The organism is Nocardia sp. NPDC058499, from assembly GCF_042719915.1.
Taxonomy (GTDB): domain Bacteria; phylum Actinomycetota; class Actinomycetes; order Mycobacteriales; family Mycobacteriaceae; genus Nocardia.
This window is the reverse complement of the sequence record NZ_JBHXMZ010000004.1, coordinates 233947-246166: the sequence shown is the minus strand read 5'-3', so window position 1 is coordinate 246166 and position 12220 is coordinate 233947. Positions and strand designations below refer to the sequence as shown.

At 67.2% G+C, this 12220-nt stretch carries 12 protein-coding genes; 4 read left to right on the top strand and 8 right to left on the bottom strand.

What is annotated here, in order from left to right; all coding sequences use genetic code 11:
* Positions 1 to 2: 2 nt before the first annotated feature.
* Entirely contained in the window at positions 3 to 155 is a 153-nt protein-coding gene (locus ACFWPH_RS14770; protein ID WP_280414760.1) for a CopG family transcriptional regulator, read from the bottom strand.
* Positions 156 to 247: 92 nt separating this feature from the next.
* Between ACFWPH_RS14770 and ACFWPH_RS14765 the strand changes: the two genes are divergently transcribed.
* Positions 248 to 1501, top strand: coding sequence for a glycosyltransferase (locus ACFWPH_RS14765; protein WP_378751161.1), 1254 nt, complete (start codon positions 248 to 250; stop codon positions 1499 to 1501).
* Entirely contained in the window at positions 1498 to 3666 is a 2169-nt protein-coding gene (locus ACFWPH_RS14760) for a glycosyltransferase family 39 protein (RefSeq protein ID WP_378751159.1), read from the top strand. Before ACFWPH_RS14765 ends, ACFWPH_RS14760 begins: the two co-directional genes overlap by 4 nt.
* 57 nt (positions 3667 to 3723) lie before the next feature.
* Here ACFWPH_RS14760 and ACFWPH_RS14755 read toward each other — a convergent pair whose 3' ends face one another.
* On the bottom strand, positions 3724 to 4107 hold the full coding sequence (locus ACFWPH_RS14755; protein ID WP_378751157.1) for a nuclear transport factor 2 family protein: 384 nt from the start codon (positions 4105 to 4107) through the stop codon (positions 3724 to 3726).
* A 192-nt stretch (positions 4108 to 4299) separates the two neighbouring features.
* A complete protein-coding gene (locus ACFWPH_RS14750; RefSeq protein ID WP_378751155.1) occupies positions 4300 to 4854 on the bottom strand; it encodes a dihydrofolate reductase family protein in 555 nt (184 codons plus the stop codon).
* A gap of 189 nt (positions 4855 to 5043) precedes the next feature.
* Here ACFWPH_RS14750 and ACFWPH_RS14745 point away from each other — a divergent pair, with 189 nt between their 5' ends.
* Together ACFWPH_RS14745 and ACFWPH_RS14740 are read left to right on the top strand one after the other, a co-directional pair.
* Positions 5044 to 6720 carry a bifunctional metallophosphatase/5'-nucleotidase gene (locus ACFWPH_RS14745; RefSeq protein ID WP_378751153.1) on the top strand — a complete coding sequence of 559 codons (1677 nt, stop codon included), beginning with the start codon at positions 5044 to 5046 and terminating at the stop codon, positions 6718 to 6720.
* 110 nt (positions 6721 to 6830) lie between these two features.
* Complete coding sequence (locus tag ACFWPH_RS14740; protein WP_378751151.1) at positions 6831 to 7127, top strand: HigA family addiction module antitoxin; 297 nt, start codon at positions 6831 to 6833, stop codon at positions 7125 to 7127.
* Between the two features lie 7 nt (positions 7128 to 7134).
* On the opposite strand, the gene ACFWPH_RS14735 is transcribed toward ACFWPH_RS14740, so the two are convergent.
* Genes ACFWPH_RS14735 through ACFWPH_RS14715 form a run of 5 tightly spaced genes read right to left on the bottom strand, consistent with a single transcriptional unit; the run spans position 7135 to position 12216 of the window.
* Entirely contained in the window at positions 7135 to 8148 is a 1014-nt protein-coding gene (locus ACFWPH_RS14735) for a zinc-binding dehydrogenase (RefSeq protein ID WP_378751149.1), read from the bottom strand.
* Positions 8124 to 9716, bottom strand: a complete 1593-nt coding sequence (gene phnE, locus ACFWPH_RS14730; protein WP_378751147.1) for a phosphonate ABC transporter, permease protein PhnE — start codon at positions 9714 to 9716, stop codon at positions 8124 to 8126. Before phnE ends, ACFWPH_RS14735 begins: the two co-directional genes overlap by 25 nt.
* Entirely contained in the window at positions 9713 to 10531 is an 819-nt protein-coding gene (gene phnC, locus ACFWPH_RS14725; RefSeq protein ID WP_378751145.1) for a phosphonate ABC transporter ATP-binding protein, read from the bottom strand. The genes phnE and phnC overlap by 4 nt, the downstream gene beginning before the upstream one ends.
* Before the next feature lie 4 nt (positions 10532 to 10535).
* Positions 10536 to 11495: a phosphate/phosphite/phosphonate ABC transporter substrate-binding protein gene (locus ACFWPH_RS14720; protein WP_378751143.1), complete on the bottom strand. Its 960-nt coding sequence runs from the start codon at positions 11493 to 11495 to the stop codon at positions 10536 to 10538.
* Positions 11496 to 11529: 34 nt separating this feature from the next.
* Positions 11530 to 12216 (bottom strand): phosphonatase-like hydrolase, encoded by a 687-nt coding sequence (locus ACFWPH_RS14715; RefSeq protein ID WP_378751141.1) that lies wholly within the window; start codon positions 12214 to 12216, stop codon positions 11530 to 11532.
* Positions 12217 to 12220 lie beyond the last annotated feature (4 nt).

Below are 12220 nucleotides of genomic sequence, written 5' to 3'. Positions count from 1 at the left end.
CGTCATTGCTCTTCTTCGGTCTCGAGGTAGGCGCGTAACGCGTCGGCCACCAATGCGGACAGGGACTGCTCGGACTCGATGGCGCGGTATTTGACCTGCTTGATCAATCCGACCGGCAGGTACACGTTGAACTGTTTGACGTCTTCATCGCCCACCCTAGTATGCTAGCATACTAGCTGACGGGGACACAGGAACCTCCCAGGTTGGCTGGAGCCCGGCCCCAGCTCGCCGGTCGAGTCTGGTCGATATGACCGAGACCGTGACCGTCGCCGGACCGGCGGAACAAGTCGACGGCCCATCATCGCCCCCAGTGCTGGATGTGGTCGTCCCCGTGTACAACGAAGAGACCGACCTCGGCGTCTGTGTACGCCGCCTGCACGAATATCTGGGTAGCGGATTCCCGTTCCCGGCCCGCATCACCGTCGCCGATAACGCCAGCACCGATGCCACGCTCGCGGTGGCCGAACTGCTCGCCGCCGAACTCGGCGATATCCGTGTGGTGCATCTCGAGGCCAAGGGCCGCGGCCGGGCGTTGCGAACTGTGTGGCAGGAGTCGGATGCGCAGGTCGTCGCCTATATGGATGTCGATCTGTCGACCGATCTCGATGCCCTGCTCCCGCTGGTCGCGCCGCTCGTTTCGGGCCATTCCGATCTGGCGATCGGCACCCGGCTGAGCCCCGGCTCCCGGGTCGTGCGCGGACCCAAACGCGAATTCATCTCCCGCAGCTACAACCTGCTGTTGAAGGCTTCGCTGCGGGCCCGTTTCTCCGATGCCCAATGCGGGTTCAAAGCGATGCGCACCGAGGTGGCGCGCACCCTGTTGCCGCTTGTCGAGGACGGTGAGTGGTTCTTCGACACCGAACTGCTGGTACTGGCCGAACGCGCCGGGCTGCGGATCCACGAGATCCCGGTGGATTGGATCGACGATCCCGACAGCCGAGTGGATATCGTCGATACCGCCCGCAAGGACCTGCGGGGGATCTGGCGGATGGGCCGGGCATTGACCACCGGATCACTACCGCTGGCCGAGCTGCGCCGCGCGGTGGGCCGGGAGCCGCTGGTCCCGGGTGTGCCGTTGGGCATGGTCGGTCAGTTGATCCGGTTCGCGCTGGTGGGTGCCGGTTCCACGCTCGCGTACGTGCTGCTCTATCTGCTGATACAACCGGTGACCGGCGCGCAGATCGCGAACTTCGCGGCCCTGCTGATCACCGCGCTGGCGAATACCGCCGCCAATCGCGCATTCACCTTCGGGGTGCGCGGACAGCGCGGGATGGTATCGCATCAGTTCCAGGGCCTGCTGATATTCGGATTCGGGCTGTTGGTGACCAGCGGATCGCTGTTCGCGCTGCATCACTGGGCCCCCGCGGCACCGGTCCAGCTGGAACTGTTCGTGCTGGTCGTGGCGAACCTGATCGCGACCCTCATGCGTTTCGTCGGACTGCGCTGGGTGTTCCGCGACACCACCCGGTCAGCACAGCACGCGGTGGGGGCCGGCCGATGACTCTCACCGTCGTGCCCCCTTCGACCACAGAATCTGTCCCCGCCCGCAACACCGGGCCCTCCCGCGCCGCCCGCTGGGAGTATCCGGCGCTGGCGGTGCTGCTGCTCGCCACAGGACTCTCCTACCTCTACAACCTGGGCGCGAACGGCTGGGCGAACTCCTTCTATTCCGCGGCCGTCCAGGCCGGTTCGCAGTCGTGGAAGGCGTTCTTCTTCGGCTCCTCCGATGCCGCGAATTCCATCACCGTGGACAAACCACCGGCCTCGCTGTGGGTGATGGAACTGTCGGTCCGGCTGTTCGGCATGAACAGCTGGAGCATGCTGGTGCCGCAGGTCCTGCTGGGCCTGGCGACGGTCGCGCTGCTCTGGGCGACCGTCCGGCGTTCGTTCGGCCCCGCCGCGGGACTCATCGCCGGTCTCGTCATGGCAGTGACACCGGTGTTCGCCCTCATGTTCCGGTTCAACAATCCCGATGCCCTGCTGGTGTTGCTGATGGTCGCCGCGGTGTGGGCGATGACGCGCGCACTGGACGACGGCCGCTGGCGCTGGCTGGTGCTCACCGGCACCTGTATCGGTTTCGGTTTCCTGGCCAAACAGTTGCAGGTCATGCTGGTGGTGCCGGTGCTCGCGCTGGTTTACCTGTTCGCGGGCCCGCCGAAACTCGGTAAGCGGGTCGCGCAATTGTTCGCCGCGGGCGCGGCCATGGTGGTCGCGGCCGGGTGGTGGCTGCTGACGGTGGAGCTGTGGCCGGCCGATTCCCGGCCGTATATCGGTGGCTCGCAGAACAATTCGATTATCGAGCTGACCCTGGGCTACAACGGGCTGGGCCGGTTGAACGGTAACGAGACCGGCAGCGTGGGCCCGGGCGGCGAATTACCGCCGGGCGGAAACGGAATGTGGGGGCAGACCGGGATAACCCGGATGTTCGATCACGCCCAGGGCGGGCAGATCGCCTGGCTACTCCCCGCGGCACTGATCGCGCTGGTCACGGGTCTGCTGCTGCGCGGCCGGGCGGCACGTACCGACGCCGCGCGGGCCCAGGTGCTGCTGTGGGGCGGGTGGCTGCTGATCACCGGACTGGTGTTCAGCTTCATGGCGGGAATTTTCCACCAGTACTACACGGTGGCACTGGCGCCCGCGCTCGCTGCGCTGGTGGGTATCGGTGCGGTGTTGTTCTGGCGCAACCGGTCGCGCTGGTGGGTGCGTACGGCGGCGGCCGCTGCGGTCGGGGCGACCACTGCGACCGCGTGGCTGCTGCTGTCGCGCAGTGCGGATTTCCTGCCGTGGCTGCGCTGGACGATCCTGGTGGGCGGCATCATCGCGACCCTCGTGCTCCTGCTACCGCTCCCCCGGCGCGCTGCTGTGGCGGCAGCCCTGCTCGCCGCGGCGGTGGGGTTGGCCGGCCCGACCGCCTATACCGTCGACACACTGAATTCCACCCACAGCGGTCCGATCCCGACTGCCGGCCCGAGCACCGGGATGTTCGGGGGTATGCGGCCACCGGGTATGCCGAACGGCGGTACCGGACCGGGCGGGGTGCCGGGTATACCCGACGGAACACCCGGTGCGGCGGACGGAACCGACGGCGGGCCGGGCGGGGCGGCCGGCCTGCCCGCTGTGCCCGGCGGAACCCACGGCACCGGGACCGGGGATTCCGGGACTGCGGGTAGCACCGGCGACGGCGCTGCCGACCCGACCGATGGGATCACCGGCGCGGCCCGCGGCGACGGCGCGCCCGCGGGCGACGGGACCTCACGCAACGGCGGAATGAGCCGGCCCGGCGGGATGGGCGGTAGCCCCGGCGGCGGCGTGATGGGGGCGAGCGAACCGAGCGACGCCCTGGTCGCCTTGCTGACGGACAACGCCGAGGCCTACACCTGGGCCGCGGCCACCGTATCCGCCAACAGCGCGGCCGGATACCAGCTGGCCACCGAAGAGCCGGTCATGCCGATCGGCGGTTTCAACGGCAGCGACCCCTCGCCCACCCTGGAACAGTTCCGGCACTACGTCGAATCCGGGCAGATCCACTACTTCCTCGCCGGTAGCGGCGGCGGACCCGGCGGCCGGACCGGGACGGGTGCGGACATCACGCAGTGGGTGCAGGAGCATTTCACCGCACAGGAGGTCGACGGCATAACCGTCTACGACCTGACCGCACCGAAGTAGGCAACGACAGGCGGCCCCGGGCATATTCGCCCGGGGCCGCCTGTGCCGGGGCTGGGATCAGCCGGCGAAAACCTCGGTGAGATCACCGTAGAGGCGCTGTTCGGTGATCTTGTTGTCCGCGTTCACCGTCGCGTACACCGCGCCCGGGATATCGACCTCTTTACCGCTCTTCAGCCAGTAGTGGATCCGGATCTCGAACATCACCTCGGTGACACCGTCGGTCGCCGGATGCGGTTCGATCCAGTGCACCACCTTGTGTTCGATCTTCGTGGTCTGGTCGAGTACGTACTGGATGGACGCGGTCGCCGCATCCCGGCCGGTCACCGGTTCGGCGTTCGCAAAGGTCAGCTTCACATCATCGGTCATCAGCGCGGCCGCCTCGTCGAGCCGCCCGGAGTCGATGAGCTCGTAGTATTCCTCCGCCAGTTTCCGTACCGCCATCAACCACTCCTTGCCGAGTTACCCACGTGGGTAACGCTTTTCCGTAATGCGTGCCCAGGGTAGTCCAACATCGCGTCCCGCGCGCCGGATGAGCGCAACTCGGAACCCGCTCTCCAACTGCTGATGAAAACGCCCGTAAGAATCTGTGGATTGGACACGCCCCGACCTCGAGGCGCGGAGTGGCTCCCGAATTCAGCGCGCGGCGTAGCAGGTGTAGGTGATCCCGGACCGGAAGGATTTGCTGTCGGTGAGCCGCAACGCCGGGGTCGAGTACCCGTCCGGAAAGAGTCTGCGCCCCCGGCCCTGAACCACGGGATAGGTGAACAGCCGATACTCGTCCACCAGCCCGGCCGTGATCAGCGTATGGCATAGCGTGATACTGCCGGTGACAACGATATCGGCCCCCGGACGCTGTTTGAGCGCGGCGACCTCGGTGACCGCATCGCCGGTCAGAATCGTCGAGTTCTCCCAGCCCGGGTCGGTGAGAGTCGAACTGACCACATACTTCTGCACTGTGTTCAGGTATTCGGTGATGCCGGTGGGATCTTCGGTCTGCTGCGGCCAGTAACCACGCAGGTCCTCGAAGGTCTGCCGGCCGACCAGAAATCCGTCGGCCGCCCGATCCTGGCGGTGGGTCTCGTCGAGTAGCTCCTTGTCGTCCCCCTGTTCCTGCGGGTCGAACCAGTCATCGAGCATTTCGATCGCACCGTCCACGGTGATATTCTGGGTGATCGCGAGCGTGCGCATGACACCTCCTGGCAACGGTCGTACATCGGACATCAGGGCAACCGGGCTCACCGATTGCCTCCATCCAATGCCGACGAGGCCGGAGGACGGAAATCATCGCCGGACGGCAGCCACTTATCGACGCGGCGGCGGCAGGAGTTCACCGTGGCGTTGTCCGATGGCCGAACTGCGCTGTCAGAGTGGGGCGATATGAGCGTTCTGCGTCGGGCCGCGTCCGGGTGCGCTGTCGCGTTGAGTGTCGTCCTGCTGGCCGGGTGTTCCGGGAACGGTGAACCCGCGCCGCCCGGCGCCGTACCGCTGGTTTCGACCGGTGACCTCCCCGCGGCCCGACCGGGCGAAGTGCATCTGTTCGGTTTCAACGACCTGCACGGGCATCTGGCACCGCCGGAGGCGAGCAACGGCTCGATCGGCGAATACACCGCAGGCGGGGCTGCCTACCTCGCTACCCACTTGGACCGGTTGCGTGCGACCTATCCGGACAGCGCCGTCCTGTCGGCCGGCGACAACATCGGCGCCAGTCCGCTGGTGTCCTCGCTCTTCCATGACGAACCGACCATCGCGTTCCTGAACGAGATCGGAACCGAGGTTTCGGCGGTGGGCAATCACGAACTCGACCACGGCGTGCTCGAATTGGCGCGGCTGAGCAAGGGTGGTTGCGCCCTGGATGGCTGCTCTCCCGGTGCACCGTTCACCGGCGCGGATTTCGATTTCCTGGCCGCCAACCTGACCGACGCCCGCGGCGAGCCGCCGCCGGAGGTCCGGGCCTGGACCATGCTGGAGGTCGGCGGGCACAAGATCGGCGTGGTGGGCACGGTAACTCCGGATACGGTGAACCTCGTCTTCCCGGAGGGTATCCGTGGTTACACCTTCGGTGACCAGGCCGAAGCCATCAACAGCTACGTCCCGGAAATGAAGGCTGCCGGCGCGGAAACCGTGGTCGCGCTGGTCCACGACGGTGGCAGCCAGGGCACCCCGGCGAGAACCACCGACTACAACGGATGCGCCGAGATCAGCCCGGACGTCCCCGCGCTCGCCGCCCGCACCGACCCGGCCGTGCAGGTCATCCTCACCGCCCACAGTCATCAGCCCTACGTCTGCGAATTCGACGGCAAGGTGGTGACCCAGGGCTCCTCCTACGGTCGGCTCATCACTGATATCACCCTGCGTTTCGACGACGGCCGAGTCACCGCCGACGCCGTGAACCGCGTGGTCACCCGCGATATCGAACCCGACCCCGCGGTCACCGGACTGATCGATTTCTTCGCGAGCCAGGCGGCTCATCGCGCCGGACGAGTGGTCGGCACCGCCACCGCACCCCTGGCCCGCGCGAGCGCGACCGGTGAATCCCCACTGGGCGCAGTGATCGCCGACGCCATGCTCGCAGTCACCGGCGAATCCGCCCGGGCCGTGGCGGCATTCATGAACCCGGGCGGCGTCCGCGCCGATATCGACCCCGGCCCCATCACCTACGGAAACATCTACGAAACTCAGCCTTTCGGCAACCAGGTAGTCACCCTCACCCTCACCGGCCGTCAGATCCTCGACCTGCTCGAACAGCAGTGGGCCAACGCGAGCAAACCCGCAGTGCTCTCCGTATCCGGTCTCTCCTACACCTACAACGACACCGCACCGCCCGGCGAAAAGGTGATCGATGATTCGGTCCGCATCGGCGGCAACCCGCTGAATGAAGTCGCGGTCTACCGGGTGAGCACCAACAATTTCCTCGCCTCTGGCGGCGACGGTTTCACGACCTTCACCCACGGAACCGACACCACGGTCGGCCCGACCGACCTCGATGCCCTGCAAACCTATCTTCGGGACCGCGGGCCGGTGTCACCCCCCGAACCCCGGATCCAGCGCCGCTGACCCGGCCGGGATACCAGTACAGGATCTGTTTCGCCCGGCATACCGGCGCTGCACATCGTGTCGAAATAACCGACTACCACTGACCGCACCCACCCCATGAGGTACACGAGATGAACAATCCACTGGCTTCGCCCATCCACCCCGGCGAGATCCTGGTCGCAGATTTCCTGGAGCCGTTCGGGATCACCGAGCACCGGCCGGCCGTCATCACCGGAGTTCCGCCCCGGCGGATCAACGAGATCGTGCACGGCAAGCGTTCCATCACTGCCGATACCGCGCTGAGGCCCGGGAAAGTGTTCGGTAACAGCGCTCGATTCTGGCTCAACCTGCAGGATCGCTACGATCTCGACGTAACCGCCGACAAGCTCGGGGATTCCCTGGATCGGATCGTTCCACTGTCGGCCTGATACCCATTCACGGGGTGATCGATGCGCGCAGCACTCCCCGCGGTGTGGGTTCCAGAACCGCGCCGATCGCATCCAGGGCGACCGGGTCGGCGACCAGCTCGTTCCAGGGCATGGCGCCGTGTGTCCGGGCCAGGAATTCGACGGCCCGGATGAGATGGCGGGGTTCGTAGTTGTGCACACCGGTGATGGTCAGCCAGCCGCGGACCACAGCCTCCGGGTCGAACGCGACGGCGGGGCCGGGGGTCACCGAGCCGGCCAGCGCCAGCCGTCCGCCGAGGTCGAGACGGGTGAGAGCGCCTGCCACGGCGTCGGGTGAACCGGAGAAGTCCAGTGCGATATCCACCGTCCCGCCAGGGTCCGGGGTCGCGCCGAATCGCGCCGCAAGTTGCTGTCGCTGCGGGTGCGGGTCACTGATCAGCACCTCTGCACCCCGTTCCGTACAGGCTCCGACAGCGGTGATACCGAGCATGCCCGCACCACAGATCAGGACGCGGCGACCTTCCATATCGCCGGCCGCCTCGAGCACGGCCATGACGGTCGCGGTCGCGCATCCCGCGGGTGCGGCGACCGCGTCGGGAACCTGCTCCGGAACCGTGACCGTGCTGACTCCGGCGGGGAGCAGGATGTGTTCGGCGTATCCGCCGGACAGCGGCCAATCACCCGTGAACGCCTCGTGCCCGACCTTGCGCACCTGCTCGCATTTGGCGGTGAAGCCGCGCCGGCAGCGCCCGCACCGGCCGCAGGTTGCGGTGACCGACCAGACGATCCGCTCACCGATCTCCCGTTCGGCTCCGGGGCCCGCGGCCGCCACGTGTCCGACCGCTTCGTGTCCGAGGATCGACGGTGACGGCGCCGGGCGGCGCCCGGAAACGGTGTGCAAATCGCTACCGCAGACGGTGGCCAGGTCCACCCGGACCAGTAATTCCCCCGGGCCGGGAGTGGGTAGCTCGACGTCGCGGACCCGGACCCCGTCGGCGGACCAGACGGCGGCGCGGGTCAGACGACGAGTGAGCGTATCCATCCGGAAAGCCTTTCGATGGTGTAGACGATGACGAAGACGACCAGGACGATCGCGCCCGCGATATCGAAGTTCAGTGTCCGGATGGCTTCGAACAGCAGGTATCCGATACCGCCCGCGCCGACGATGCCCAGCACTGTCGAGGTGCGGATATTGACGTCGAGCAGATAGAGGCTGGAACCGATCAACGCCGGGACGGCCTGCGGGACGACCGCGGCGAACAGGGTTTTCCACCAGCCGCCACCGACCGCGCGTACCGCCTCCATAGGCCCGGGGTCGATCTCCTCGACCGCGTCGGCGACGAGTTTGCCCAGGAAACCGATGGATCCGATGGCCAGCGCGCAGGTTCCGGCGATCGGGCCGAGGCCGAGCGCCGCCACGAACACCACGGCGATGATCAGTTCCGGTACCGCCCGCACCACCAGGATCCAGGTTCGGGCCAGCCAGTACAGCGCTGGATGCGGTGCGACATTGGCGGCACCGAGAATCCCGAGCGGGATCGAGAGCACCACCCCGATCGCGGTCGCCACCAGGCCGATGGCGATGGTCTGGAGGGCGGCGTCGAACAGGTCGGCGCCGAGCGCGCCGAAATCCGGTGGGATCATCCGGCCGAATACCTCGAACGACGGCCACGGCCAGGTGAACAGCGCGAACGGGTCGATATCGAGGACGACCAGCGACGCCAGGCAGGTGAATGCGAGGAGCGCACCGAAGGCGCAGCGTGTCTGCCGGTCTCGGCGCGGACCCGCCTTCGACGGGGTCAACAGGGTGCGGCGAATGACGATGGTGAGGACTTCCATGGCCGCGATGATCACCAGGATCACGGCGACGATGCCGAGCGCGCGCGGGTAGATCAGGCCGCGCAGCGCGTCCTGGAGGGCGAAACCGATACCGCCCGCGCCGACGAAACCGAGTACCACCGACATCCGCAGATTGATATCGATGCGGTAGACGAAAGTGCTGATCCAGGAGGGAATCGCCTGCGGGACCACGGCGTTCAGCATTTCCCGGAAGTATCCGGCGCCGGTCGCACGGACCGCTTCGCGCGGGCCCGGGTCGGTCTGCTCGATGGCATCGGCGAACAGTTTGCCGAGCATCCCGATCGAATGCAGCGCCAGCGCGAGAATGCCGGGCAGCACACCGATTCCGAGCGCGCGGACGAACAGCGCCGCGAACAGCAGATCCGGCATGGCCCGGCAGAACGTGATGACGGCCCTCGCCGCACCGTAGACCACGGGATGAGGAGTGGTGTTACGGGCGGCGAGGAACGCCAGCGGCACCGAGACCAGCGCGGCCAGTACGGTGCCGAGTATCGCCATCAGCAGGGTTTCGACGGCGAGGGAGGAGATGCGGCCGGGGTCGTCGAGCCGCGGCGGCAGCATCCGTTCCAGGAGCGCGGCAATCTCGTCGAGACCGTCGATCAGGGTGGCCGGCGCGAAATCGATGTACCAGGCACCGGCCAGGGTGGCCAGGACCGCGGCCGCGGCGCAGGCCCGCAGCAGCACGGTGCGAATGGTGTTCGGTACCGGTGGTTTCGCGGCCGGCCGGGTCGGGGCGAGCAGCGCATTCATCGCGGTTCGACCGCGTTCGCCCCGGCCACCGCCGGTTCGACCCGCTGATAGATCTCCATGACCTCGTCCCGGGACAGACCCACCGCGGGGCGGTCGAGCACCTTCGCCCCGCCTCGTAACCCGATCAGCCGGTGCGCCCAGCCCATCGCCAGATCCACCTGGTGCAGGGTGCACAGCACCGTCAGCTTCTCCTCGATGCACACCCGGAACAGCAGATCCATCACCACACCCGCGTTCTCGGGGTCGAGGGAGGCCACGGGTTCGTCGGCGAGCAGCACCTTGGGTTGCTGCATGAGGGTGCGGGCGATCGCGACCCGCTGCTGCTGGCCGCCGGAGAGCGTATCGGCACGGCGTTCGGCGAGATCGGCCAGCCCGACCCGGTCCAGATGCTGGAGCGCCTCGGCCCGCATCCGTTTCGGGTAGGTGAGCGCACCGTAGCGGGGCAGCGCGATCCGGCCGAGCCCGCCGATGAGCACGTTCTCCAGGCAGCTGAGCCGCCCGACCAGGTTGAATTGCTGGAAGACGAATCCCACGTCGCGCCGGAGTGCGCGCAGGCGGGCCCCGGAGGCGAGGTCGACGCGGGTCCCGCCGACCTCGACCCGGCCCGAGCTCACCGGGTGCAGGCCGTTCAGGCAGCGCAGCAGGGTCGATTTACCGGAGCCGGAAAGTCCCAGTAGAACAACCATTTCGCTGCGATGCACCTCGAACGACACCTCGTCGAGCGCGGTGGTTTCGCCGAATTTCTTGGTGACCGATTGCGCGGAGATGACGGTGTCGTCGCCGGCGACGGTCGGACGGTGCGGCGCGGGAGGCATCGAATCAGCCCTTGCACTTCTCGGAGCCGGTTACTTCACAGACGTGGCGTACGCCGTTGTAGTCGGCGTCGGTGGCGGGGACGACGCCCCACACCCGTTCGTCGGTGATCCGGCAATCGCCGGTGCACAGACCTTCGCCGAGCATGTAGTCGGCATTGACCTTCTCGGTGAAGATGGTGCGCAGTTTGTCGACGGTTTCGGTGCCCAGATCGTTGTTCGCGGCGAACAGGGAGCCGGCGATGGTTTCCGATTTCCAGACCGTCTTCAGCTGATCCGGTTTCAGGTCGCCCTTCTCGATCAAGGTTTTGTCGACCATGGTGTCGAACGCGAACCCGGCATCGCAGTCACCGGCCGCGATGGCGAGCGCGGAGGCGTCGTGGCCGCCGGCGTAGATCGGCTGCAGACCGGCGGAAAGATCCGCCTCCGCCCCGGACTCGATCACCTTGTTCTCGATCAGCCCGGCTGTGGGATAGAGGAATCCGGACGTCGAACTCGGGTCGACGAAGCAGACCTTCTTGTCCTTGAAGTCGCCGAGTTCGTTGACCTGGTCGTTGTCGGCGCGGGCGAGGCCGTAGGACTGATAGCCGGGCGGTGTGCCCTTGTCCTGCACGACCGCACCCAGCGGGGTCATCTCCGCGCCGTTCACCCCGGCCACGACGTAGGCGAACGGGCCGAAGAACGCGAGGTCGACATTGCCGGCGATAAGTCCCTCGACCACCCCCGCGTAGTCGGAGGCCTGCACGAAGTCGATCTCCGAGCCGGTTTCGCGCTCCAGCAGGGCGATCACCGGTTCGTAGCTGGCCTTCAGGTCGGTGGAGTTCTCGGCCGGGATGGCGGCGAGCGTCAGGGTTTCGGGATAGCCCTGTTCGTTCAGCGCCTCGGAATCGGAGCCGGAACAGGCGGACAACGTGAGTGCCAGGCCGGCGAGTACGGCGGCCACGGTATGACTGCGGCGGAAGAACATGGAACGTCCTCGGAGGAGTCGGGGTCGAACGGGATCAGGCGGATAAGAGCAGGTCGGGAAGTTCGGCAACGGTGTCGAGGAGGTGGGTGGCCCCGGCCTCGCGCAGGGTCTGCGCGTTGTGCGCGCCGGTGAGGGTGCCCGCCACGATGGCGGCGCCGGCGCGGAGGCCGGAGGTGATATCGCTGGCGGTGTCGCCGACGACTGCCACTCGGCGGACATCGTCGACCTCGGCGCGGAGCAATGCGGTGAGCACCAGGTCGGGGTAGGGGCGGCCGCGGCCGGCGTCGGCGGGGGCCAGCACCAGGTCGGCTACTTCGGTCCAGTCGAGGGAGGTGAGGATGCGGCGCTGGGTGGAACGGCTGAATCCGGTTGTCAACGCTACTTTGATACCGCCCGCGCGCAATTTCGCGATGGCTTCTGCGGCACCAGGAATCGGCGTGATCGCGCCTTCGTCGACGTAGCGTTCGTAGGCGGATTCGAAGGCCGCGTTGGCTTCGGCTGCCTTGTGCTCGGAGCCGAAAAGTGCACGAAACACCACGATTTTGGATTGCCCCATTGTGTCGAGCACGTAGCGGCGGGCGTGGTCGCGCTCGGGGCCGGTCGCCGGCAGGCCCACCGCGGTGGCGGCATCGTCGAAGGCCGCGATCACGGCGCCGTCGTCGGCGACCGTGGTGCCGGCCATATCCAGTACTGCCAGGGCGATATCGCTGTTGTCTTGCACGGGA